Raw genomic sequence first — 24,115 nt, 5'->3', positions numbered from 1 at the left:
TTTGGGAAAGGGGAAAAACATGAAGAAAATAATAAAAACTATGACGTTAGTAACTTGTATTCTACTTACTGTAAGTGTGCTTTGCAGCTGTAGTGAGGACAAGGACGAAGGGCGATGTAATGAGGCGGTGAAAACTGTACTGGAACAGTTTGACACCACGCCGATGGATACAACCGTCAGCTTAGGGGAAGATGTATATGCTGATAATTTTGAAAGGCTGTACAATTTCTCCATAAAGAAGATTGACGGAGGAACTATTGCCTATGCAGCAGATGGTGGTAATGCAGATGAGATTTCCATCGTTAGAGCAGGCGAAAATGCAGACGTTAGCGAAATCAAAAAATACATGGAAGCAAGGCTCGCAAAACGGCTCCATGATTTTGAGAACTACAAGCCGGATGAGGTTTATAAGCTAGAAAATGCAAGGGTTACAGTGTTAAAGAATTACGTATTTCTGGTAATTTCAGATCAGCCGGAAGAGATGATTACAGTAATTCAGGGTGTATTAAATCAGGATTAATAGGAGATGCAGAAAATGACAAAGAAGACAAAAATTTTAACAGGGATTTTAATCGGAATGCAGGCGATTTTGCTTATTTCTGTTGCGGGTGTTTTTTTGCAAAACAATGCTCTGGCAGATATGCTAAAGGAATATGTTGCTTCAAAAGGTGAAATTCACGAGATTTACGATGATACGGCAGTGGTAGAAGCCTACAAGTCAGGAACGACAGAAGGACTCAATGAACAGGATAAATATGTGCTGGAGCAGGCAAAGAAAGTCATCGACGAGAATATAACAGATGGCATGAGCGACTACGAAAAGGAAAAGGCAATCTACGACTGGCAGATGGCATATACGGCATATAATGATAATTCTCTGGCTCCAATTGCAAGCGGCGGACAATACAGCCATCTTCCATACGGAGTTTTCAAGTATCATCAGGCAATTTGCGTGGGTCATGCGACTACCTTTAAACTACTGATGGATATGCTGGATATTGAGTGTCAGATTATTCATTCTACAGAGGAAGGCGAGCATGCATGGGATTTAGTTAAGCTGGACGACGAATGGTATCACTGCGATGTAACTTTTGATGGAGGCACCGGCGAAAAACCGGGATATACATATTTTAATGTGCCTGACAGTGTTAAAGATGATGGAAGTTATCCATGGAATCACGAGGAAATTCCGGCTGCTGACGGTACCAAGTACTGTTACCTTGCAGAAAATGCCGGTGATTTAAAGGATATCTACGATATACCGGAATACGTGAAAACACAGATGGACGAAGGCAGCCGTAGAATTGCTTTTACTTTAAAGAATGCTGAAAACTATAATGAAGATGTTGCAAGCTATATTACCAGTGCGTTTAATGACGGTATGACTGAATTGTGCCAGGGTACAACTATGCAGGTTGGGGATAAAACTATTTACACGATAGAAGCATATCAGGCAGATGACGGAATGGGTGGACAGCTTGATCCGGAAATTTTAGAGAAGCTGCAGGAGATCATCGATGGTCTTCAGTAGTACAGCTTTTCTGCTGGCATTTTTGCCAACTGTGATAATCTTGTATTATCTTGTGCCCAAGGGTATGCGAAACGGTGTACTGCTCTTAGGAAGCCTCTTATTCTACGGCTTTGGAGAGCCCAGATATTTACTGATTATGCTGGTGTCCATTCTATTTAACTACGGATGCGGGCTGGCAATACCGTGTTGTAAAAATTTCGGAAATAACGAGCATAGGCCAGCGAGGCTTATGCTCTGTTTCGCTGCTCTTGGAAATTTGATTATATTGGGGTATTTTAAATATGCAGGTTTCTTCTTTGGACGTCTGGGATTTCCGGAGGTGGTACTGCCTATCGGCATATCATTTTACACATTTCAGGCTATGTCCTATGTGATAGATGTGTACAGGGAAAAGGCAGCATCACAGAAGAATCTGCTTCGATTTGCACTTTATATTACTTTATTTCCGCAGCTCATTGCGGGGCCTATCGTGCGTTATGTAACCATCCAGATGCAGCTTGCTGAAAGAGAGAGCAATCTGGAAAATTTTGCGGAGGGCGCACGACGTTTTGTCATGGGTCTTGGGAAAAAAGTCCTTCTTGCCAATCAGGCGGGGCTTATATGGGACGAAATCTCGTCTATGAATATCGATCAGATGCCGGCAGCGACGGCGTGGCTGGGCGCAATTGCCTTTACCTTTCAGATTTATTTTGATTTTGGCGGTTACTCGGATATGGCAATCGGTCTTGGACGAATGTTCGGTTTTCATTTTGAAGAGAATTTCAATTATCCGTACACTGCAAAGAACATTACCGACTTTTGGAGAAGATGGCATATTTCGCTGAGCACATGGTTTAAAGAGTATGTGTACATTCCGCTGGGTGGAAATCGCAAAGGAATGAGCCGTCAGGTGGTAAATATTTTTATTGTTTGGGCGCTGACCGGATTTTGGCATGGCGCCAGCTGGAATTTTCTGTGGTGGGGTGTGTATTTCGGTATTCTGCTGATTTTAGAAAAAGTATTTTTGCTGCGGGTTTTGGAAAAGCTGCCGTGTTTTGTGCAGCATGCGTACGCGCTGTTTTTTATCGTGCTGGGCTGGGTCATTTTTGCTCTGACCGATGGTACAACGTTTTTCACCTATTTGAAGGCCATGGCTTTTTGCAGTGGTCTTTGGAACGGGCGAAGCGGGTACTTCCTTGCAACGTCTGGGCTGCTGTTTGTCATCATGGCTTTTGCGTCTACGCAGCTTCCATCAAAATGTGCAAGAGCGCTGCTTGGAAAGCTTCAGACAAAGCCAGCAGTTTATCTGACTGTAAAGAATGTCACATATTTGCTGATTTTAACAGCATCTATGGCGTTTTTAGTCAGCGATACATATAATCCGTTTCTGTATTTCAGGTTCTGATAGGAGGCGTGTGGAAGATGAGAAAGAAAGATGACATTATCATGACTGTGCTGTTTGCTGGATTTCTGCTGATTCTTCTCCTGGGAGGAATCTTCCTGAAGGATAAGGTTTTTTCTGACAACGAAAACCGGATGCTGCAGCAAGCGCCGAAATTTACCGCAGAACGTGTGCTCTCAGGAGCGTTTGAGGAGGATTTTCAGCGGTATATGGACGATCAGGTACCGCTTCGCAACCAGTGGATTTCTGCAAAGACTGCCTTACAGCGGCTGTTATTGAAAAAAGATATCGGCGGCGTTTATCTGGGTAAGGATGGCTGGTTTATAGAAAAACTCACCGAAGAACAGATGGATCACCAACAGTTTTTAAAGAATCTGCAGGGGATAAAATCCTTTTATGAGGAGTTGCCTTCTGACATGGAAAAATCCGTTATGCTGGTGCCGACTACTGGCGCGGTGATGGGAGATAAGCTGCCTGGCGGGGCTGCTTGCTTTGATGAGGCGGCTTACGCAAAAGAAGCAGCGCAGCAGCTGACAAACTGCGGTTATGTGGATCTTTACGAGACCTTTAGCTTCATTGCAGGCCGCGGAAATACCCAGCTTTACTATAGGAAAGACCACCACTGGACCACAGACGGGGCGGCTATTGCCTTTGGTGTGTGGAAGCCGTGGCTGGATTTTTTGGGAACGAAAGAAAACGTGCTGACCGAGGATTTTCAGGGCACGCTGTATTCTAAGGTCCTCTGGGACGATGGTCATCGGGATACCATCAGTGCGTTTACAGCGCCGGAGCAGGATGGCTACAAAGTGACTGCAGACGGCAAGGTGATGCTGGGAGGCATGTACCAAAGGCAGTTCCTTGAGAAAAAGGATAAGTACGCTGTGTTTTTCGGCGGAAATTACGGCAGACTTGCCATTGAAACAGGAAAGAAGGAAACCGGGCAGAATCTGCTGATTATCAAGGACTCCTTTGCCAACTGTTTTGCACCTTTGGCGGCATACCATTACGACAACGTATATATGGTAGATTTGCGCTATTTCAGTGGCAATCTGGCAGAATACGCAGCGGAACAGGGCATTACCGAGGTGCTGACGCTCTACAGTATGGAAAATATGATAAACGACAGGAACTTGTCAGCGCTTTCAGCAGGGGGAATGATTCTTTCGTAAAAAGAAAACTTCCTCTTGAAAGTCGGGCGGATTTGTCGCATAATAGAAATGATAGGACTGTTTGTCCCAAGGATAGAAGGAGACGGACAGTCCATTTTTTTAGTAGAGGAGGCGTTTGTTTATGCCAATTAAAGTACCAAATAATTTACCGGCAATTGAGACCTTGACTTCGGAGAATATCTTCGTCATGACCGATACCCGTGCCATGACACAGGATATCAGACCGCTGCAGATTTTGATTCTCAACCTGATGCCGACCAAAATAGATACGGAAACGCAGCTGACAAGACTCCTTGGAAATACACCGTTGCAGGTGGAACTGGAACTTTTGCAGACCAGTACTCACAAGGCGTCCAATGCGTCGCAGGAGCATATGATTGCTTTTTACAAGACTTTTGATCAGATAAAACATAAAAATTATGACGGAATGATTATTACAGGTGCACCGGTGGAACTGCTGCCCTTTGAGGAAGTGGACTACTGGGATGAACTTTGTGAAATCATGGAGTGGTCCAAGCGTCACGTTCACAGCACCTTCCACATTTGCTGGGGAGCGCAGGCAGGACTTTACTACCACTATGGCATTGAAAAGAGAAAGCTGCCTAAGAAGCTTTCCGGCGTGTATAAGCATACCCTGGATTACAAAAAAGGCATGCTGTTCCGAGGTTTCGACGATGAGTTTTTTGTGCCTCATTCCAGAAACACTACGGTGGACAGGGAAGATGTGGAGAGGATTTCGGAACTGGAAATCATTTCCACTTCCGACGAAGCGGGAATCTATGCTATCAAATCCAGAAATGATAAGCAGATTTTTATCATGGGGCATTCGGAATATGACGGCGATACTCTGCTGAAGGAATATTTGCGTGACAAGAATGCAGGTCTTAATCCTGATGTGCCGTGCAACTATTTTCCTGAAGATGACGACACCAAACAACCTATCGTAAAGTGGCGCTCATCGGCCAATCTGCTTTACTGCAACTGGCTGAACTATTTTGTATACCAGACAACCCAGTATGATGTGAATCAGATTAACGATGCGACCTTGTCCGATGCATTTACGCAGAAGGCTGACTGCAAAGTTGCCAAGTTTGGAGGCACCTCGCTTGCTGACAGCGGGCAGTTCAAAAAGTGCGCCGCTATTATTGAAGAGGATACGGCAAGAAAGTATATTGTTGTGTCTGCACCGGGAAAGCGGTCTGCAGATGACGTAAAAGTGACTGATTTGCTCATCGCCTGCATCGAAAAGAAAGGCGAGCAGGCAGAAGAAATTCTTGACAAAATCCAGTCCAGATACAAGGTTTTGGTCAGAGGACTTGGTGTGAAACTCGATATTGATCAGGAGTTTAACCAGATTAGAAATGCGTTGTCAGATAATACCAAATCTGACTATATCATCAGCCGAGGTGAATATCTTAACGCTAAGATTATGGCAGCATATATCGGGGCGGACTTTATCGATGCAAAAGACCATATTTTCTTAAAGGAAGATGGGACTTTCGATGAAGAAAAAACCAAAAAGGTTCTGGGTAAAGCGCTGGCAGAAACTAATCGTGCAGTAATTCCGGGTTTTTACGGGACGCTTCCGAGCGGAGAGGCTAAGACCTTTGCAAGAGGCGGTTCTGATATTACAGGTGCTATCGTGGCTGCGGTAGCAGGTGCAGACCTCTATGAAAACTGGACTGATGTATCGGGACTTCTTATGGCAGATCCTAGGATTGTAGATAACCCGCGCAGTGTACCGGTGATTACTTATAAAGAACTGAGGGAACTTTCCTATATGGGCGCCGCCGTTCTTCATGAGGATACGGTTTTCCCTGTAGTAAAGCTGGAAATTCCAATCAACATCAGAAATACCAATAAGCCGCAGGAGCACGGCACGCTGATTGTAAAGAATGCGGACTATTACCAGAGCAGTCTGGAAATCTCCGGCATTTCCGGAAAGACAGGCTATACTGCAATCCTAATCGAAAAGGGAAAGATGAGCGAGCAGCCGCAGCTTCGTGCAGAGATTTTGGAAATCTTTGATGAGAGAAAAATCGCTGTCAAGAATATCCTGTCCAGTATCGACTCTCTCAATATCATCGTCCATGAGTTTGACGTGAGAGACTGCATTTCTGTGCTTACCGAAGAAATCTGGGACAAAGTGCCCCAGGGAACAGTGACGGTTACCAGCGATGTGGCTTTAATTGCCATCGTCGGACGGGAGCTTGGCACTTCGCCAGCTGTTGCCGTAAAGGTGCTTGGTGCTCTGGCAAACCGCAAAATTAATGTGAAGCTTATAGACCACGGCGCACAGAAAATCAACATGATGGTCGGTGTGAACAGCGCAGACTATATGGCTGCAATTCAGGCGATTTATACAGAATTTGCGAGGGTGGAACAGTAAACAATGATTATTAAAAAAGCAATTTTACATATTATGGACTTTAACTCGGATATTTGTATCTTTTCTCAGAAAGAGCTGGAAATTGGCGATTATGGAACGGGTGAGTTTATAGAAAAACATTTGCTGCGCATTATGGAAGATTCGTCAAAGAAAAAAGGTGAGTTTTTAGAGTATAGTATTTTAAAACAGACCTTGGACCGGTATCTTTCTGGAAATATCGATTTTGCGGAGTTTTCTACGGCGGCGGGCAATCTGCTTCATGACCAGATTTCTCAGGCTGATGAGCCGGAATCCATGGATTTTCTGGTATGCCAGTTTACTGAAGAAAGCAGGGAATATATCGGACTTCTGCTGCTTCCCAACAAGACTGCTTACACGCACCAGGTAGAAAACGGTCAGGAAGGTGTTGCCAACAAAATTATCCGTTATTTCACTATGCTGCCAGGTACCAACCAGAAGATTTCCTGTTATGCGATTATCGACACAGAGGATTTGTCGGTGGTGGTTTGTGATAAAAAACGTGCTATTAACGGAGATGAAGTTATGGTGCTGCCTGATAAGGTTTTGCAGTGTACTTATGGTCAGTCGGCAAGAGAAACTGTGCGCATGATTAAAAAAATCACCAGTGAAGTGGCAGAGGAATACGGCAGCAATTCGGCTGTGGCTGTGAGCCGAGCGAAAAGCTGCATCATTGAGCGTGCGGAGCAGAACGTACCTTTTACGCCATCGGATCTTTGTGAAGAGGTATTTCACGACAACGAGGTGATGAAAAAGACTTTCAGGCAGAAAGCAATGGAGGCGGATATGCCGCCGAAAATTTCTGTAGAAAACCCGAAAGTTGTCAAGAGTATTCGCAGCCACAAGATAAAGACCGACACGGGCATTGAAATCAAAATTCCGACGGAATATCTGGAAAACAGTAGATATGTAGAGTTTACCAATAATCCGGACGGAACCATTTCTATTGCTCTGAAAAATATCGGAAAGATTGTGAACAGATAAATGATTTTAAATACAGGAAACAGAACAGACATACCGGCCTTCTACAGCAAGTGGTTTTACCGCCGCCTCAAAGAAGGCTTTGTCTTTGCAAGAAACCCATATCAGTCTCAGCAGGTGACCCGTTATCTCCTGGATCCGACCGTCATTGACTGCATTACCTTCTGCACAAAGAATCCTGCGCCTATGCTGGAAAATTTGGAGCAGCTAGCACCTTTTCGCCAATTTTGGTCGGTGACGATTACGCCTTATGGAACGGATATTGAACCATATGTACCGCCTGCTGATGTTGTAATGGAAAGCTTTTGCGCTCTTTCTGAAAAGGTAGGAAAAAGCTGTGTCAGCTGGCGGTACGATCCGATTTTTATTACGGAAAAGTATTCAGTAGATTTTCATTTGGAAGCCTTTGAGAATATGGCAAAAAAGCTTTCCGGTTACACAGAGCATTGTGTCATCAGCTTTCTAGATCTTTATGATAAGACCAAGCGAAACTTTCCGGAAGGGAAGACCGTGTCAAGAGAAGACCGGCTGCGCCTTGGTGAAGCCTTTGTAACGATTGCGGAAAAAGAAGGCATGAAACTGTACCCTTGCGGTGAAGGTGATGAGCTTGCGCAGTTTGGCGCTGACTGCAGCGGTTGTCAGAGCCAGAAAGTGCTCGAAAAGGCCATAGGACTGCCCTTATCGGTTCCAAAATCTGCCATGACAAGAGATGGTTGCAGCTGTATTTTGGGCAGCGATATCGGTGCGTACAATACCTGCGGACACGGCTGTCTTTATTGCTATGCTAACTACGACAGGGAGACTGTGGAGTACAATATGAAACAGCACGATCCTTTTTCACCTTTTTTAATCGGGGATTTTATGGATGGGGATATTATAAAATCCTGCGAGCAGGAAAGCTGGATTCGCTGGCAGATGTCTTTGGATGAACTGCTGTAATTTTATTTCAGGAAGTTACCTCTTTGGTCAGCTGGCAAAGGGATCCCTACCCCATCTGCCGCTCTAGTGCATAGATTTGGGAAAAATCGTAAAAATATGCACATAGCTGTGCGTAAATTTAAAAGAATCATTAAAAATATGCACATATGGGGCACCTTTCAGCGCATAACTAGCCAGTATTGAGTGGATTTGTGCATATTTTTTGTGATTTACTCGAAAATCTGCATGGATTTCTGAGAAAATGTGCATATTTTGATGGAAAATTTGGATTATATGCACGTGAAGTCTTTGCTATGAAGAAGTGAACGGGCGGGCTTTTCATTGCGCCGTATTTATGATAGAATAATAAATAAGAAAGAAAAGGAGTTTGAGCAATGCAAATTACAGATAGAGTAAAAAATTGTAACGGATGTGAGGCCTGCACCGTCGGCTGCAAGTATGCCTGCATCAAAATGGAAAGAGACGAAAACGGCAATAAGAAACCGGTCATCAACGAGGACGGCTGTTCCAAGTGCAACAACTGTGTTCTTTACTGTCCGGTCTTCAACCCGGTGGATTTGCCGGAGTTTGAGAATTTTTACGAGTATAAAGATGAGTATTATGAAAGGGATATGGCAAAGGTTTATAGAGAAACCATGCGCCAGCTAAAGGCGGGCACTACTACGGAGTTTGTAGGAACTCTGTGTCAGATTGCTGCTCTGAAATCCCTGATGGGAGATAAGCTGAGCCACGACCTTCGGATTTTCCCCCTTCACTGCGATCCGGAAAATCCAAGAAGACCGGAGTGCGCAGCATGTCCTTTTTATAAGTAATGCTTAGTAATTTTATCATAGCCCTGGAAGCGGTACTTCCCATGTTCATCCTCATGGCGATTGGCGTAGCGGTCAAAGAAACAAAGCTGATGGAGCCGCCTGAAATCAAGAAGATGAACCATATGGTCTTTGTGGTATTTTTTCCAGCCATGATGTTTCACAGCCTTTACGGAAAAGACCTTGGGGAAGCCTTTAACGGAAAGCTGCTTGCCTTTGGTGTCATTGCAGTGCTGGTAATCTATGCAGTAGCTATGGCGGTGACTTTTGCCGTAGAGAAGAATCCAAAGAGCAGGGGTGCTATGATTCAGGGACTCTACCGGAGCAATTTTGTCATCATGGGGCTTCCCATTGCGGTGAATCTTCTTGGCAGAGAAAACTTAGGTGTAACTGCTATGATGGTAGCGGTGATAGTACCTATGTACAATGTGATGGCGGTGATTACCCTGGAACTGTTTCGGGGAGGAAACCCCAGCCCCAGCGAGATTGTCAGAAAAGTGTTGACCAATCCATTGATTTTGGGTGCAATGGCGGGACTTGCAACAGTGATTTTTAAGATTCGACTTCCAGAGATGCTGGAAGATGTCATCAGCGATATGGCGGCTGTGACAACACCTCTTGCACTTGTCATTTTGGGCTCTTCCATTGATTTTAAGGAGATGGGAAACAGGGGCAAGAATCTCTTTATCTGCGTCATCGGAAGGCTGGTGGTGATTCCGGCAGTTGGGCTTTGCGCAGCGGCGCTTTGCGGATTTCGCGGTATTGAGTTTGTGACGCTGCTCGCTATGTTCGCATCCCCTGCGGCGGTATCCTCTTTTACGATGGCGCAGTCCATGGACAGCGACGGACAGTTGGCGGGAGAAATTGTAATTTTTACCACGGCATTTGCAAGTTTTACCATGTTTTTATGGATATTCCTGTTTAAAAACTTGGGAATGTTTTAAAATATGAATGAGAGATAAAGGAGAAAAAAGCGATGAGTGATTGTAATCATGATTGTGGATCCTGCAGTGCAACCTGCGGAGAAAGACAAGAAGATCCGGGCATCAAGAAAGCCCCGATGAACGATTTGTCTGATGTGAGAAAAGTAATCGGTGTTGTCAGCGGTAAGGGCGGCGTAGGTAAATCCTCCGTAACTTCCATGCTGGCAGTCGCTGCAAAGAGACAGGGCAAGAACGTTGCCATTTTAGATGCGGACATTACTGGCCCGTCCATTCCAAAGGCTTTCGGTCTTACTGAAAAAGCGCAAGGTAACGACCAGATGATTCTGCCGTCGGTAACTGGCAGCGGCATTAAGGCGATGTCTATCAACCTGCTTCTCGAAAATGAAACCGATCCGGTTGTTTGGAGAGGTCCGATTCTGGGCGGCGTGATCGAGCAGTTCTGGAGCGATGTATGCTGGGGTGATGTAGATGTGATGTTTGTCGACATGCCGCCGGGAACCGGTGATGTGGCGTTGACTGTATATCAGAGCCTGCCTGTAGACGGCATTATTATCGTAACTTCTCCGCAGGAACTGGTAGGCATGATTGTGGAAAAAGCTGTGAAGATGGCGGAACTGATGGATATTCCTGTTCTTGGAATCGTAGAAAACATGTCCTATTTCAAATGTCCAAGCTGCAATGAAAAGCACATGATTTTCGGTGAAAGCCACATTGAAGAAGTAGCTGCAAAGCACGGTATTCCAAACGTTGCCAAGCTGCCGATGGATATGGAGGTTGCAAAGGCATGCGACAGCGGCCGCATTGAAGATTATGTGAGCGAGGAAATGGAGCGGCTGGCAGCACAGCTGTAAAAGGTGAACAAAATGAAGAAAAGTCTTATAAAAAAGTTGTTGCTATATCTGGTGATTCTGGCTGGTGTTTTCGTTTTTTGTGCCTGTGGAGATGCAGAAGTGACTCTTCAGATGGGAGAGACTTCCGTCATTTCTGAAAAGGCTGAGATTACGCCCAAGAATGTGCTGGTAACGCCGCAGGTTTATGCGCCTCTTACTCAGAACTTCAGTATGGGCTGGGAAGCTGGTAAAGATGAGAGCTTTGTTGTGGTAGAAGCTACTGTAAAAAATCTGGCAGCAGAGGATATGACTCTTGCAGATATCTGCGCTTTCAGGCTGGAAAGAGACGAAGAAACCTTTACAGAACAGATGACGGCAGCCGTTGATGAAGGAGGCAAGACGCTGACATCCTACCCGACTATCAAAGCTGGGGAAGAAAGCACGGTGTATTTTGTCACAAAGCTGGAAGAATCAGAGGCTAGTGCAGGCAACATGATAGCAGCATTTGCTTTCGATACCGATAAAGATAAAGCTTCATATAACTACAGACTTCCAATTGATACATCAGAGCCAGTAGCAGTATATCAGAAACTGGAATTGAAAGAGAAGGTTATTGTTGATGGGCTTTGTGAGTTGACCCCAGGTAAGCTGCGCTTTACCACAAAGATTGAGCCGGAAAACCCTGGCTATTTCTACAACTATTTTAAAGCCAGCAACAAGGACGAGAAACTTCTTGTTCTTTATGTGAAGGTGAAGAATCTTTCCAGCGAGAAGAAAGACGCTGACAGTTTTTATGGTGTTCGTATCGTGACGGAGGATGGGGAGAACTATATCGGCAACGTGGTGGCTGACGATGAAAACAAAGCCAACATCACCTCTTACGAGGATATCGGGAAGGGAAAAAACCGCGGGACTTACGGCGTGGCAAGCATTCCAAAAGCTGCAGGAGATGGCAAGTGCAGTCTTTATCTGTATACAGGCGGAAACTATTATTTGTATGAATATGAGAAATAGATGAGAAAGCCCTCGGCAGTATGTCCGGGGGTTTGCTACTGCTTGCAAGTATGTGAAGAAAGCGCGGAAGATAATACGCAAGTAGGAAGAGGCACTTTAACCTAAATCGCTATTTTTCTAAAAAAGTGTATAAGAAGGTGGGCAATTTTTAACCGAAAAACAGAAAGCATTGAAAAAGTGTATAAGTCAGGGTAAGGTGTATTGCGGTACATCGTGAATTTTCCTTAAATCCTTATAGATTATGCAAGAATATCGAGATGTTGAGAAGTATCTTGCAGAAAATGCAAGCCATGCAGTGATGGAAGGCAAAAGTTTTATACATTTTTCAGGTAAAAATAGAAAATGGGTTAAACGAGGTACTAAAAAACAGCAAATCAACTAACGGTTCCTGTTCAAAAAAACGTATTGCCCTATAATAAAAGGGTAAGGAGGAAGGAATTTTGAATCAAGTAAAAATCGGCAGATTTATAGCAGACTGCCGCAAGGAGAAACACATTACCCAGGCACAGCTTGCGGAGAAATTGAACATTACCAACAGAGCAGTGTCAAAGTGGGAAACCGGAGTTTCCCAAAGTTAAAAATATAGAAATACAATCCGTGTTTACTTGCTTGCACCACAGCGATTTACTAATAAAGAAAAATTAAATGATTGATAGACTATGGAACGCCTAAATTGACGTTCCTTTTCTATTTCTAGCCGTTCTTATTGGACGGCTATTTTATTTACCCAAAATGAAAGGAGCATTTAGAATTATGAAAAAGATATTGAAACGATTGTGTACGGGCGTACTTGCCTTTGCGACTGTCGTTACTGCCTTACCGACTACACTTGTCCATGCAGAAAGCAAGCAATACTGGACGGAAAGTGAAGAACGTGTCGGTATCGTAGAAAAAGTAATGAATGACGGTTCGATTGGTTCTACATTTAACGAGGGACATTTGACCGTTGAGGGCGAGGACGCTTACTGTATTGACATTAACACAGATTTTAAGAACGGCTATAAGACCAGAGCTGACGCAAGTTCCCGTATGAGTGCCGACCAGATAAGTGATGTTGCTTTATCTATCGAATATGTGAAGCAATATACCAATAGCCATAACGAAATAAGCAACAATCACACCTACCTTTTAAGACAGCTTGTTGTGTGGCAAAGATTGAGTGTTCACTTAGGCTGGCAATGTGATAACGTGCGAGCTTCTTATGATGAAATACCAAAGGCAACGCAAGATGAAGTGTTCGCTGGTGCAAAAGCCTTTGTAAAAGAAAACAAAGGACGCTATGAATGTGGCGGTTATATCTACTCTGGCGAGGGGCAGGAATTAGGGCAATTCTGGGTGAAGTTAAATGTCGGAAATGCCAAACTTCAAAAGACTTCCAATAATACCAGCATTACAGGCGGTAACGGGAATTACTCTATCGCTGGTGCGACTTACGGTGTCTTTTCTGATAAGGACTGTACAAAACAGTTTGCTACCCTTACGACCGACAACAGCGGAAATACAGACGTTGTAGAAGTCAAGGCAGGAACAGTCTATATCAAAGAACTGTCTGCACCATTGGGATATAAAGTGGATAAAACTGTGTATTCCTTAAAAGTTGAAGCTGGAAAGACGGCGACTTTGAAAGTATCTGATACGCCAAAAGTTACCGATACTTTGATTGAGCTTTTTAAAATTGACATGGAAACACAGAAAAATAACCCACAAGGAAACGCTTCTTTAGAGGGTGCAGAGTTTACATGGAAATATTATGCAGGCTTCTACAATAAAGACAATCTCCCAGCCGAAGCTACTCGTACATGGGTTACAAGACAATCGCTGAAACAGACAGCAACGGGACAACCCACTACATCACAAAATTAGCAGACGCATACAAGGTATCTGGCGACAGTTTCTATATGCAGGACGGCAAAGCAGTTTTACCTCTTGGTACACTAACTTGCGAAGAAACGAAATCGCCAACGGGTTACTTATTAGACGGTGCATATATGCAGGCTAACGGTAGTGAAGAACAGATAAAAGGCTTATACCTTACACAGATTACCGAGGACGGCGTCCTTGCCGTATTAACTGGAAGTAACCAGTTTTCCGTATCAGACAAGGTTATCCGTGGCGGTGTCAAAATTCAGAAACGAGATTTAGAAACCAAAGACACAAAAGCTCAAGGCGGTGCAACTTTGAAAAATACAGCTTTTGACATCATTTCCTTAAATGATAATTCTGTTTTGGTTGAGGGCAAGCTCTATAAGAAAAATGAAGTCGTAAAAACAATCCATACGGATATTGAGGGTATCGCTTCTACTTCTGCCGACCTTTTGCCTTACGGAAATTTCCGTATCGTTGAGAGTGAAGCTCCAAACGGTTACTTGACAGACGGTGCAAAACCGATTGATTTTACAATCACAGAAAACGGAAAAATCGTAGACTTAACAGACGAAGCCCACTCTATCTACAATCAGATTAAGCGTGGAGATATTGAGGGTGTGAAAATCGGTGCAGGCACACACAAGCGTCTTGCTGATGTTCCTTTTAGGATCACAAGCAAGACGACTGGGGAAAGTCATGTTGTCATAACTGATGATAACGGGCAGTTCTCCACTTCTTCAAAATGGGCTTCACATAAGCACAATACCAATGCAGGCAAAACAAGCGAGGACGGTGTATGGTTTGGCACTTCTGAACCAGACGACAGCAAAAGTGCATTGCCTTACGATACTTACATCATTGAAGAATTAAAATGCGACAGCAACAAAGGCATGGAACTTATCCCACCATTTGAAATCGTAGTATCAAGAAATAACCTTGTGATTGATTTAGGGACTTTGACTGATGAATACGAAAAGGAAATCTCTATCCATACCACAGCAACCAGCAAAGACGGCGAAAAGACTATCCTTGCAGGAAAAGAAGTTACGATTGTTGATACTGTCAAATTAGACGGACTTACCAAAGGCACAAAATATCAGTTAAAAGGCTGGCAGATGTTAAAGGAAGAAAACGCAGAGCTTGTTATTGACGGGAAACGTGTAGAAAATGACTATACCTTTATCGCTGATGATGAAGAAATGAAAGTGGAAATTTCTTATACATTCAATGCTTCTGCTTTAGGTGGCAAGAACCTTGTTACCTTTGAAGAATTGTACGATTTAAGCAACCCAGACGAACCCGTGAAAGTTGCGGAACACAAGGACATTGAGGACGGCGGACAAACTGTGTTGATTACAGAACGTATCATCAAGATACATACAACCGCTACTGATAAGGACGGCAACAAAGAGCTTGAAGCAGGAAAAGACGTAACAATCATTGATACTGTAACCTTAGAGGGATTGGAAGTTGGTACAGAGTATAAACTTATCGGCTGGCAGATGTTAAAAGAAGAAAATGCAGAACTTCTTATCAATGGAAAACGTGTGGAAAGCGATTATATGTTTACCGCTGACAGCGAAACTATGAAAGTAGAAGTTGCCTTTACCTTTGACGCTACTTCCCTTGACGGCAAACAGCTTGTAACGTTTGAGGAATTATATGATTTAAGCAATCCAGACGAACCGAAGAAAGTTACCGAACATAAGGAAATCACGGACGAGGGACAAACGATTACCTTTAAGGAAAAACCAGAAGTCCCAGAGAAACCCGAAACGCCACAGACACCAGAGAAGCCAGACAGACCGAGCGACAGTCCAAAAACGGGCGACAGCACAAACCTTTACGGACTACTTGCATTGTTATTTACATCTGGTGGTGGACTTGCTGGAACATTCCTTTATAAACGCCGTAAAATGAAACATTCATAAGGTGGTAACAGTATGATGAAAGAAAAATCACGTTCTCTGCCGAAGCTGTAAACGGCAGACTTATACTTATTCTGGCTTGTCTGCCAACAACCTGCAAGCACACGAATAGTCAAGGGTGCAAAGCATTTATTTACCCTTTACTATCTGGGGGATTGCTGGTATTTCCCTAATTGCCAGAATAAGAACTCACAATCAACAAACTTATTAAATAGAGAAAGAAACGAGGTAAAACACTATGGAATTAAAATATGTAGTGCCGAACATGGCACAGACTTTTGGAAACTTGGAATTTGCAGGCGAAAACAAGATTGAACAGCAACGCATTAACGGACGCTTCACGCCCGTATCAAGAAGCTATAACTTGTACTCTGACGTACAAAGGGCTGATGATATTATCGTAACCATTCCAGCGAAAGCAGGCGAAAAGCATTTCAAACCAGAACAGCGAGTAAAACTAATCAATCCGAAGATTACCGCAGACGGTAAAGCGGTTAAAGGACGAGGGTTTACAAACTATATCTTAACGGCTGATGATATGTTGCCAGCCGAGGAAAGCAAGTAAGGGGGTAAATGATTATGAGATTAGCAAACGGTATTGTATTAGACAAGGAAAAAACTTTCGGTGTATTGAAGTTCTCTGCCCTTAGACATGAGGTGCGAGCAGAAAATGACGACGGTTCAACAAGTGAGGAGATCACACGCAGAACCTATGATTTGAAATGTAGTGTGCAGGAACGCATGATACAAGTATCAATCCCTGCTGATATTCCCGTCAAAGACTATCCGTATAATGCAGAGGTAGAGCTTGTCAATCCCGTAGCCGATACGGTGACAAATGCCAGCTATCGAGGTGTCAATGTGGACTGGTATATCAAGGCTGACGATATTATCTTGAAGAATAAAGGAAGTCAAGCAGGCAATCCACAGAACCATGCACCACAAGGACAACCAAAGAAATAAACTTGCAAACTAGATTTTCATTGTAGCGGATATAAGCAACTGTTATAATATGGATGTGGAAACAGTTAATTTAGACTTATAAAGGAGAAATGTGTATGCTAGATAAAATACCTAATGCAGAGGAAATGACTGCTTTGGTCGGACAATCATTATATAGTGTATGGAATGAATTGTGTGCCTTGATTGATGAAAAGTATGAAATGGAATGTCTATGGAATAAAGGTGGCAAAGCATGGAATTATGAATATAAGTATCGTCGAGGTGGCAAAACATTATGTGCCTTATATGCTAGAGAAAACTGTGTGGGATTTATGATTATCTTAGGTAAAGATGAACGGTTAAAATTCGATACAGATAGAGATAATTATTCTAAAGAAGTTCAGAGAATTTATGATGAAACAAAAACTTACCATGACGGAAAATGGCTGATGTTTGAGCCAACAGATACAACTTTGTTTGACGATTTTGTTAAACTTTTGAGGATAAAAAGAAAACCAAATAGAAAGTAGTTTATCACACCATTAGCAAATGGATAGTTTCTTATAATAGCGGATATATGAAAATGCTGTCATGTGGACATAAAGAAAATTGGAAGTTGTGGAGGTAGCAAAAATGAAATTAAAAAACCCTATGTTGGTAGTAACTGATATAGATAAATCAGTTGAGTTTTATAAAAAGGTTTTTGGACTTCATGTCATTATGGATTTTGGGGCAAATAAAACTTTAACAGGTGGCTTAGCCTTACAGGCAAGAGAAACATACAAAGAGTTTATCGGTACAAGTGATATTTCTTTTGGTGGTAACAATTTTGAAGTCTATTTTGAAGAAGATGATTTTGATAAATTTGCTGATAGGCTGAAAGAATATGATATTGAATATGTCCACCCTATTATAGAACATTCATGGGGACAGCGTGTAGTCCGCTTTTATGACCCAGATAAACATATTATCGAAGTTGGAGAAAACATGAAGATAGTGTGCAAACGTTTCTTAAATAGTGGAATGACACCAGAACAAGTTGCAGAACGTATGGATGTACCTATGAAATTTATAAATGCCTGTATGCGATAAATTGAAAGTTAGGAGACTAATACTATGAAAGGATTTGAACGCAAAAATCAATTATTTTCTCTTTGCGGATTGAATTGCGGACTATGCCCTATGCTTTTGGGAAATTACTGTGGCGGTTGTGGCAATGGTAATCAATCATGCAGAATTGCAAAATGTAGTCTTGAACAAGGACAGATTGAATATTGCTATGAATGCAGACAATATCCATGCGAAAAATATCAACACATTGATGATTATGATTCTTTCATCACGCATAAACGGCGAAAAGCAGATTTAGAAAGAGCAAAAAACATAGGCATTGAGCAATATAATCTTGAACAGCAGGAAAAAACACAAATTCTTTCTTACTTACTTTCTAACTATAATGACGGGCGTAGAAAGACTTTCTTTTGTGTGGCAGTCAATTTATTAGAACTTTCAGAATTACAAGAAGCAATGAAACAAATACAATCCAATGACGAATTGTCCTTACTACCATTTAAGGCACAATGCTTGTATGTGGTGGAGGTGTTTCAGAAGATTGCTGAAAGAAGAAATATAAAACTGAAACTTATCAAGAAAAAGTGATTTTCAAATTTCAGTTTTACAATTTTATATCCATACACACAAAGCAGTTGGTCTTAGGATTAACTGCTTTTTTCGTACTCAGAAAGGAGTGATTGATTTATGAGAATGATTTTTAATAAAGGACACCGTATCAGAGCCAGCGACAAGCACCTTGTCTACCATTTTTCCATAGGGACGCTTCTGTTTGTATTCGTGGTAGTTCTTCTGCTACTGAATATGAAACAGCTCATGCGTACCGATTGGGAGCATATCAGCTTGTTAGAGAACGGCTTGACGCTTTCCCCTTACAACTTCATAACCATACTGATAGCGACTGGTGTTTGTGCATTGGTCGCTTTTCTGTATTACCGTTTCTGTTATGACAGCTTCAAGAAGCTACTGCACCGTCAAAAGCTGGCACGAATGATACTGGAAAACAAGTGGTATGAAGCAGATACCGTACAAAACAACGGTTTTTTTACTGACCTGCAAAGCAGATCAAGGGAAAAAATCGTCTGGTTTCCGAAGATTTACTATCAAATGGAAAAAGGCTTGCTTCATATCCGCTGTGAAATCACGCTGGGAAAATATCAAGACCAGCTCCTGCGATTAGAGGACAAGCTGGAAAGTGGCTTGTATTGCGAGCTGACCGACAAGACGTTACATGACGGTTATATCGAATACACCCTGCTTTATGATATGATTGCGAACCGCATTACCATTGATGAAGTCAAGGCAGAAAACGGCTGTCTTAGGCTGATGAAAAATCTTGTGTGGGAATATGACGCACTCCCTCACGCTCTGATTGCTGGTGGGACTGGCGGTGGTAAAACATACTTTCTGCTGACGCTTATTGAAGCTCTGCTACATACGAACGCTATTCTTTACATCTTAGACCCGAAGAACGCTGACCTTGCAGACTTGGGGACAGTTATGGGAAATGTGTATCACACCAAAGAAGAAATGATTGATTGCGTCAATGCCTTTTATGAGGGAATGGTACAGCGAAGCGAAGAAATGAAGCGACACCCAGACTATAAAACGGGCGAAAACTACGCCTATCTTGGTTTACCGCCCTGCTTTCTTATCTTTGATGAATATGTGGCGTTTTTTGAAATGCTGGGGACAAAAGAAAGTGTGAGCCTACTTAGCCAGCTAAAGAAAATCGTCATGTTAGGACGACAAGCAGGATATTTCCTTATTGTTGCCTGCCAGCGTCCAGACGCAAAATATTTCTCGGACGGTATTAGAGATAATTTTAACTTCCGTGTTGGCTTGGGGCGTATCAGCGAATTAGGTTACGGTATGCTGTTCGGTTCTGATGTGAAAAAGCAGTTTTTCCAGAAGCGTATCAAGGGACGGGGCTATTGTGATGTGGGAACAAGTGTCATAAGTGAATTTTACACACCCTTAGTTCCAAAAGGACATGATTTTTTGCAGACCATAGGCTCTCTTGCATACGCAAGGCAGGACGGGACGGCGACGTGCGAAGCGAAAGGCGACGGCACGGACTAGCCGTTGCTGGTGTGGCGTTAGCCACGCCAGCAGATACAAGCCCCTCATTATCTAACAGAGGGGCACAATTACGGCGGAAACTTCCACAAAAACCTTTGCAAGACCGCATGAAATAAGGGCTTTTCGTACATTTCGTCTTTTGTGATAAAGCCTTGAAATTATCACAATATCACAAAAATATCACGATTGGGGGTATGACAACTGAATGAAACTGATTTTTTAACCGCCTTGAAAGAAAAACGCTGTGCATACGGCGTATCGCAGACAAGGCTTGCAATCATGGCAAATATCAGCCGTGAACATTTGAGCCGTATCGAAGCAGGAAAGGTAACGCTGACCGAGGACATGAAACATACGCTTTTAGAAGCGGTGGAAAAATTTAATCCCGACAATCCCATGTTCCTGCTGTTTGATTATGTGCGTATCCGTTTTCCCACAATGGATATAAAGCATATCATCAAGGATATATTAAAGCTCAATATCAACTATATGCTTCACGAAGATTACGGACATTACAAATACACCGAGCATTATCATATCGGAGATGTGTTTGTGTATGTATCGCAGGACGAGGAAAAAGGTGTCCTGCTGGAACTGAAAGGCAAAGGCTGTCGCCAGTTTGAAAGTTATCTGCTGGCACAAGAGAGAAGCTGGTACGACTTCTTCACGGACGCATTGGTTGAGGGCGGTGTAATGAAGCGTCTTGATTTGGCAATCAATGACCGAACAGGTTTGCTGGATATTTCAGAACTGATACGAAAATGTGAGAATGAGGAATGTATTTCTAAATTCCGTTCTTTCAAAAGCTATGGTTCTGGCGAACTGGTAAAGCATAATGAAACGGATAAATACGGTATGGGACACACGCTGTATATCGGTTCATTTTCAAGTGAAGTGTACTTCTGCTGTTATGAAAAGAATTACGAACAGTACGCAAAACTTGGCATATCGATTGAAGAAGTCCCCATAAAAAATAGATTTGAGATACGTTTAAAAAATGAACGTGCCTATTATGCTGTTGTGGAACTGCTGACACATTATGACGCAGAACTGACAGCATTTTCTATTATCAACCAGTATATCCGCTTCGCTGATAAAGAACCAGACAAACGAAAAAGCGACTGGAAAACCAATATACGTTGGTCTTGGTTCATTGGCGAGGGGCGACCACCCGTGAAGCTGACAACAAAACCAGAGCAATACACGTTAGAACGTACACTCAACTGGCTACAAAGACAAGTTGCACCGACCTTGAAGATGTTGAAACAGATAGACAAGGACAATCAGACCGAGTATCTGGAAACGATTGAGAAGCAGGCAAAACTGACCGAGCGACACCACCAGATAATCAAGCAACAGACAGCCACGGTTGAAGAAATGGTTGTCAAAGTAAAGGAGTGATGAAAAAATGTGGGAATCATTGAAAGACTTACTGCTGGTATCATTTGGAATGGGTATCGGTGTAGTCCTTATGTGCATTTTTACTGTCGGCAAAGAAGCTGACAGAGGTATGGAAAAAATCAAAGAAAGAGAGGAACATTAAATGAATTTCGGACAAAATTTATACACATGGTTTTTAAGCAACGCACAGAGCTTAGTGCTTATGGCGATTGTGGTTATCGGTATCTACTTAGGGTTCAAGCGTGAGTTTTCAAAGCTCATTGGCTTCTTAGTAGTTGCCTTAATTGCTGTCGGTTTGGTATTCAATGCAGGCGGTGTGAAAGATGTACTGTTAGAGCTGTTCAATAAGATTATCGGTGCGTAAAATTTTATTGTGGTGTTGATATGATAATGTTATAATATGGGTATGAAGAAAACGATAAATTGGAATTTGAGAGAGGAAAAGTTAATGGCAAAAGAAAAGGGTTCATTTAAAGAGTTTCTATCGGCAGTTGCGCCAGAACACCAAGCGTTTGTCGAGGAACTGAATAACAAACTTATTGAACAGGGCGTCAACCTTGTAATCAAGGAAGCAAAAAGCGGTTATGCGGCTTCGTACCAGCTAGAGAAGAAAACAATAATGAATTGGGTATTTCGCAAGTCAGGTATTTTGGCACGTATTTACGGTGACAATGCTGGTAAGTATGAGGATATACTCGCTTCTCTGCCTGCTGATATGCAAGAAAAAATGACAGCTTCTCGTGACTGCAAGAGACTGATTGACCCAAATGCTTGTAGCGATACCTGTGTGAAAGGTTTTGTTTATGCCTTGAATGGCGATACACATAAAAAATGCCGTAATGACGGAATGTTCTTTCTGTTGACAAATGAAACAGCAGAGCATATAGCTCGGCTAGTCTGTGCAGAGGTTGCGGTGCGTAAGTCGGCTTCATAGCGACAGAAAAGTTAAGCCCGATAATTTTCAGTTTATCAAACTGGAAATTAGAAGTTGGAGGAACAATAATGGACTACAAAGTAGATGATAAAAACCTTGATGTATCAATGTTTATTTCTTTTGTCAATCAAGTATGGCAAGGCAATTATGACATGGAACAGACAAGGCAAGCATTATCTAAAACACTAAACATAACAGCCTATGACAATAAAAAGTTAGTTGGGTGTTTGCGTATTCTTTCCGATGGTTACTATTTTGGAACAATTACAGAGCTACTTGTTCTTCCTCAATATCAAAAACAGGGTATTGGAAGTAAACTTCTTCAACTTGCAAAAGACAATACACCTACAAGGTTATATTTCGGTTCTCAACCAGAAGCAGAGAAATTTTATGAAAAGAATGGCTGTCAAAAAAGCTTACAATCTTACATGATAAATAAGGAAAAGTAAGAGATAACTTTCAGTTTTACAACTTCATATCCATACATACAAGCAGTTAGTCTTAGGATTGACTGCTTTTTTCTTACCTAAAATTTCAGATTGGAGTGATGAAATGAATGATATTTTTAAGGATATGCAGGCAAAGATTAGCTGTGAAAACATTTCAGACCTGCCCTCTTACAAGCGTAAGGTGTGGCATGAAATGAAGCAACTGAACATTGCCGACTACGAAGAAAAACAGTTAGAAGATTTTTCAAAGTATGTGTTTGGTATGTCATACCAGACCTTAAAAGATGTGATAAAACAGCAGAAAGGACGTGAGGAACAATGCAGGAAACAAGGGTGCTGGTGGAAACGAGCGGAACAACTGGCGAAGAAACAACGTCATACTGGTTCGACCTGCCAATAGATGTTGCAGAGTTTGAAGAAAAGTTAGGTGTCGGTGCAGAAAGTCAAGATTACCGCATTATCGAAAAGGTGTTGCCCTATGCTGATGAAGTCCACGAACATACAAGCGTGTATCAGCTCAATGAATTAAATTTTATGTACCGCCAGCTTTCAAGCGATATGCAGGAAGAATATACAGCACTTCTTACCGTGTTTGAGAACTTAGAAGCACTTTATATTTGCAGGAACGTGATTATCGTTTATCACGACTGTAAAAGCATGATAGATGTTGCAAGGCAAAAGCTGATGAACGACCCGACGTTTAAACATTTATCCGAGGACTGTCAAGAATATTACTTTGACTTTGAAGCCTATGCTTCTCATTTGCTGGGAAATAGACGCTATCTTGTAACAGAACACAGCGTCTTTGAACTGCCAGAGTAGGAAATGAGGTGGTGCTTATGATTGATGATATGGCGGTTTATATTGCTAATCTTGGAAAGTACAACGAGGGCGAGCTTGTAGGTGCTTGGTTCACGTTCCCTATTGACGAGGAAGATGTAAAAGAAAAAATCGGCTTGAATGAACGTTATGAAGAATACGCTATCCATGATACCGACAACTTTCCTATCGACATTGGGGAATATGTTTCCATTGATGAACTCAATGAAATGTATGAAATGATAGAGGAACTTCCCGACTATATTGTGGATTGTCTGGACGAATTTATCAGTCATTACGGTACGCTGGAAGAAGTCGTGGAACATAAGGACAATATTTATTATTATCCCGACTGTGATACCATGACAGATGTTGCCTACTACTACATAGACGAATTGCAGGCACTTGGAGATATTCCACCCAGCTTGCAGAACTACATTGACTATGAAGCCTTTGGGCGAGATTTGGATATAAGCGGTTGCTTTATTGAAACAAGCCGAGGTATGTGCGAGATACCATATTAAAGCTGGAAGATCAGCAGCAGCATTGTTGCTACTGACAGCGATTTTATTTAGGGACAGTCTGAAACATGGCTGTCCTTTTCTATTTTGAAAGGAG

At 42.5% G+C, this 24,115-nt stretch carries 26 protein-coding genes and 1 pseudogene; all 27 read left to right on the top strand.

Annotated features, from left to right (window positions below):
• The first annotated feature begins 19 nt into the window (after positions 1–19).
• The 27 genes and pseudogenes from V1225_RS12650 (at position 20) to V1225_RS12520 (ending at position 24,021) form a co-directional block, all read left to right on the top strand.
• Positions 20–520 (top strand): DUF4358 domain-containing protein, encoded by a 501-nt coding sequence (locus V1225_RS12650; protein ID WP_160200498.1) that lies wholly within the window; start codon positions 20–22, stop codon positions 518–520.
• 15 nt (positions 521–535) lie between these two features.
• Complete coding sequence (locus tag V1225_RS12645) at positions 536–1,531, top strand: transglutaminase domain-containing protein (protein WP_160200497.1); 996 nt, start codon at positions 536–538, stop codon at positions 1,529–1,531.
• The gene (locus V1225_RS12640; RefSeq protein WP_251630559.1) at positions 1,518–2,915 is read left to right on the top strand and encodes an MBOAT family O-acyltransferase; all 1,398 of its coding nucleotides are present in this window, start codon (positions 1,518–1,520) and stop codon (positions 2,913–2,915) included. Before V1225_RS12645 ends, V1225_RS12640 begins: the two co-directional genes overlap by 14 nt.
• A gap of 17 nt (positions 2,916–2,932) precedes the next feature.
• The gene (locus V1225_RS12635) at positions 2,933–4,081 is read left to right on the top strand and encodes a DHHW family protein (RefSeq protein WP_251630558.1); all 1,149 of its coding nucleotides are present in this window, start codon (positions 2,933–2,935) and stop codon (positions 4,079–4,081) included.
• 121 nt (positions 4,082–4,202) lie between these two features.
• The gene (locus tag V1225_RS12630; protein ID WP_338546695.1) at positions 4,203–6,470 is read left to right on the top strand and encodes an aspartate kinase; all 2,268 of its coding nucleotides are present in this window, start codon (positions 4,203–4,205) and stop codon (positions 6,468–6,470) included.
• A 3-nt stretch (positions 6,471–6,473) separates the two neighbouring features.
• Entirely contained in the window at positions 6,474–7,472 is a 999-nt protein-coding gene (locus V1225_RS12625) for a nucleoid-associated protein (RefSeq protein ID WP_161909253.1), read from the top strand.
• Entirely contained in the window at positions 7,473–8,408 is a 936-nt protein-coding gene (locus V1225_RS12620; protein WP_251613599.1) for a DUF1848 domain-containing protein, read from the top strand.
• A 374-nt stretch (positions 8,409–8,782) separates the two neighbouring features.
• A complete protein-coding gene (locus V1225_RS12615; protein ID WP_160200491.1) occupies positions 8,783–9,220 on the top strand; it encodes a 4Fe-4S dicluster domain-containing protein in 438 nt (145 codons plus the stop codon).
• Complete coding sequence (locus V1225_RS12610) at positions 9,220–10,161, top strand: AEC family transporter (RefSeq protein WP_160200490.1); 942 nt, start codon at positions 9,220–9,222, stop codon at positions 10,159–10,161. The genes V1225_RS12615 and V1225_RS12610 overlap by 1 nt, the downstream gene beginning before the upstream one ends.
• 32 nt (positions 10,162–10,193) lie before the next feature.
• Entirely contained in the window at positions 10,194–11,012 is an 819-nt protein-coding gene (locus V1225_RS12605; protein WP_160200489.1) for an Mrp/NBP35 family ATP-binding protein, read from the top strand.
• Positions 11,013–11,024: 12 nt separating this feature from the next.
• On the top strand, positions 11,025–12,005 hold the full coding sequence (locus tag V1225_RS12600; RefSeq protein WP_338546692.1) for a hypothetical protein: 981 nt from the start codon (positions 11,025–11,027) through the stop codon (positions 12,003–12,005).
• 440 nt (positions 12,006–12,445) lie between these two features.
• Positions 12,446–12,583 carry a helix-turn-helix transcriptional regulator gene (locus V1225_RS12595; protein WP_338546691.1) on the top strand — a complete coding sequence of 46 codons (138 nt, stop codon included), beginning with the start codon at positions 12,446–12,448 and terminating at the stop codon, positions 12,581–12,583.
• A gap of 175 nt (positions 12,584–12,758) precedes the next feature.
• Positions 12,759–15,802: pseudogene (locus V1225_RS12590) on the top strand (SrtB-anchored collagen-binding adhesin).
• A gap of 235 nt (positions 15,803–16,037) precedes the next feature.
• Entirely contained in the window at positions 16,038–16,364 is a 327-nt protein-coding gene (locus V1225_RS12585; protein WP_010776653.1) for a YdcP family protein, read from the top strand.
• Positions 16,365–16,378: 14 nt separating this feature from the next.
• Entirely contained in the window at positions 16,379–16,762 is a 384-nt protein-coding gene (locus V1225_RS12580; RefSeq protein ID WP_338546689.1) for a YdcP family protein, read from the top strand.
• A gap of 95 nt (positions 16,763–16,857) precedes the next feature.
• Positions 16,858–17,271, top strand: a complete 414-nt coding sequence (locus V1225_RS12575) for a DUF3788 domain-containing protein (RefSeq protein WP_021360144.1) — start codon at positions 16,858–16,860, stop codon at positions 17,269–17,271.
• A gap of 103 nt (positions 17,272–17,374) precedes the next feature.
• Positions 17,375–17,833, top strand: coding sequence for a VOC family protein (locus V1225_RS12570; RefSeq protein WP_338546688.1), 459 nt, complete (start codon positions 17,375–17,377; stop codon positions 17,831–17,833).
• A 24-nt stretch (positions 17,834–17,857) separates the two neighbouring features.
• Complete coding sequence (locus V1225_RS12565; RefSeq protein WP_338546687.1) at positions 17,858–18,400, top strand: DUF3795 domain-containing protein; 543 nt, start codon at positions 17,858–17,860, stop codon at positions 18,398–18,400.
• Positions 18,401–18,499: 99 nt separating this feature from the next.
• Entirely contained in the window at positions 18,500–19,894 is a 1,395-nt protein-coding gene (locus V1225_RS12560; RefSeq protein ID WP_338546686.1) for an FtsK/SpoIIIE domain-containing protein, read from the top strand.
• A 201-nt stretch (positions 19,895–20,095) separates the two neighbouring features.
• Positions 20,096–21,295, top strand: a complete 1,200-nt coding sequence (gene mobT / locus V1225_RS12555; protein ID WP_338548185.1) for a MobT family relaxase — start codon at positions 20,096–20,098, stop codon at positions 21,293–21,295.
• 7 nt (positions 21,296–21,302) lie between these two features.
• Complete coding sequence (locus tag V1225_RS12550; RefSeq protein WP_338546685.1) at positions 21,303–21,437, top strand: DUF3789 domain-containing protein; 135 nt, start codon at positions 21,303–21,305, stop codon at positions 21,435–21,437.
• Complete coding sequence (locus V1225_RS12545) at positions 21,438–21,659, top strand: hypothetical protein (protein WP_009265886.1); 222 nt, start codon at positions 21,438–21,440, stop codon at positions 21,657–21,659. It abuts the gene before it with no gap.
• Positions 21,660–21,743: 84 nt separating this feature from the next.
• Positions 21,744–22,229, top strand: a complete 486-nt coding sequence (locus tag V1225_RS12540) for a hypothetical protein (protein ID WP_338546683.1) — start codon at positions 21,744–21,746, stop codon at positions 22,227–22,229.
• 68 nt (positions 22,230–22,297) lie between these two features.
• The gene (locus V1225_RS12535; RefSeq protein ID WP_338546681.1) at positions 22,298–22,678 is read left to right on the top strand and encodes a GNAT family N-acetyltransferase; all 381 of its coding nucleotides are present in this window, start codon (positions 22,298–22,300) and stop codon (positions 22,676–22,678) included.
• Between the two features lie 103 nt (positions 22,679–22,781).
• Positions 22,782–23,078, top strand: a complete 297-nt coding sequence (locus V1225_RS12530) for a conjugal transfer protein (RefSeq protein ID WP_338546679.1) — start codon at positions 22,782–22,784, stop codon at positions 23,076–23,078.
• On the top strand, positions 22,997–23,500 hold the full coding sequence (locus tag V1225_RS12525) for an antirestriction protein ArdA (protein ID WP_338546677.1): 504 nt from the start codon (positions 22,997–22,999) through the stop codon (positions 23,498–23,500). Before V1225_RS12530 ends, V1225_RS12525 begins: the two co-directional genes overlap by 82 nt.
• 17 nt (positions 23,501–23,517) lie before the next feature.
• Positions 23,518–24,021: an antirestriction protein ArdA gene (locus tag V1225_RS12520; RefSeq protein ID WP_101871560.1), complete on the top strand. Its 504-nt coding sequence runs from the start codon at positions 23,518–23,520 to the stop codon at positions 24,019–24,021.
• Positions 24,022–24,115: the final 94 nt, after the last annotated feature.

It is taken from the genome of Emergencia sp. JLR.KK010 (assembly GCF_037018265.1).
In the GTDB taxonomy this organism is placed as follows: Bacteria; Bacillota; Clostridia; order Peptostreptococcales; family Anaerovoracaceae; genus Senimuribacter; species Senimuribacter intestinalis.
This window is presented reverse-complemented; position numbering and strand designations above follow the sequence as displayed.

Coding starts and splice junctions, on each gene's coding strand:
- V1225_RS12650 (WP_160200498.1), top strand. CDS start 20: ATGAAGAAAATAATAAAAACTATGACGTTAGTAACTTGTATTCTACTT.
- V1225_RS12645 (WP_160200497.1), top strand. CDS start 536: ATGACAAAGAAGACAAAAATTTTAACAGGGATTTTAATCGGAATGCAG.
- V1225_RS12640 (WP_251630559.1), top strand. CDS start 1,518: ATGGTCTTCAGTAGTACAGCTTTTCTGCTGGCATTTTTGCCAACTGTG.
- V1225_RS12635 (WP_251630558.1), top strand. CDS start 2,933: ATGAGAAAGAAAGATGACATTATCATGACTGTGCTGTTTGCTGGATTT.
- V1225_RS12630 (WP_338546695.1), top strand. CDS start 4,203: ATGCCAATTAAAGTACCAAATAATTTACCGGCAATTGAGACCTTGACT.
- V1225_RS12625 (WP_161909253.1), top strand. CDS start 6,474: ATGATTATTAAAAAAGCAATTTTACATATTATGGACTTTAACTCGGAT.
- V1225_RS12620 (WP_251613599.1), top strand. CDS start 7,473: ATGATTTTAAATACAGGAAACAGAACAGACATACCGGCCTTCTACAGC.
- V1225_RS12615 (WP_160200491.1), top strand. CDS start 8,783: ATGCAAATTACAGATAGAGTAAAAAATTGTAACGGATGTGAGGCCTGC.
- V1225_RS12610 (WP_160200490.1), top strand. CDS start 9,220: ATGCTTAGTAATTTTATCATAGCCCTGGAAGCGGTACTTCCCATGTTC.
- V1225_RS12605 (WP_160200489.1), top strand. CDS start 10,194: ATGAGTGATTGTAATCATGATTGTGGATCCTGCAGTGCAACCTGCGGA.
- V1225_RS12600 (WP_338546692.1), top strand. CDS start 11,025: ATGAAGAAAAGTCTTATAAAAAAGTTGTTGCTATATCTGGTGATTCTG.
- V1225_RS12585 (WP_010776653.1), top strand. CDS start 16,038: ATGGAATTAAAATATGTAGTGCCGAACATGGCACAGACTTTTGGAAAC.
- V1225_RS12580 (WP_338546689.1), top strand. CDS start 16,379: ATGAGATTAGCAAACGGTATTGTATTAGACAAGGAAAAAACTTTCGGT.
- V1225_RS12575 (WP_021360144.1), top strand. CDS start 16,858: ATGCTAGATAAAATACCTAATGCAGAGGAAATGACTGCTTTGGTCGGA.
- V1225_RS12570 (WP_338546688.1), top strand. CDS start 17,375: ATGAAATTAAAAAACCCTATGTTGGTAGTAACTGATATAGATAAATCA.
- V1225_RS12565 (WP_338546687.1), top strand. CDS start 17,858: ATGAAAGGATTTGAACGCAAAAATCAATTATTTTCTCTTTGCGGATTG.
- V1225_RS12560 (WP_338546686.1), top strand. CDS start 18,500: ATGAGAATGATTTTTAATAAAGGACACCGTATCAGAGCCAGCGACAAG.
- V1225_RS12550 (WP_338546685.1), top strand. CDS start 21,303: ATGTGGGAATCATTGAAAGACTTACTGCTGGTATCATTTGGAATGGGT.
- V1225_RS12545 (WP_009265886.1), top strand. CDS start 21,438: ATGAATTTCGGACAAAATTTATACACATGGTTTTTAAGCAACGCACAG.
- V1225_RS12540 (WP_338546683.1), top strand. CDS start 21,744: ATGGCAAAAGAAAAGGGTTCATTTAAAGAGTTTCTATCGGCAGTTGCG.
- V1225_RS12535 (WP_338546681.1), top strand. CDS start 22,298: ATGGACTACAAAGTAGATGATAAAAACCTTGATGTATCAATGTTTATT.
- V1225_RS12530 (WP_338546679.1), top strand. CDS start 22,782: ATGAATGATATTTTTAAGGATATGCAGGCAAAGATTAGCTGTGAAAAC.
- V1225_RS12525 (WP_338546677.1), top strand. CDS start 22,997: ATGCAGGAAACAAGGGTGCTGGTGGAAACGAGCGGAACAACTGGCGAA.
- V1225_RS12520 (WP_101871560.1), top strand. CDS start 23,518: ATGATTGATGATATGGCGGTTTATATTGCTAATCTTGGAAAGTACAAC.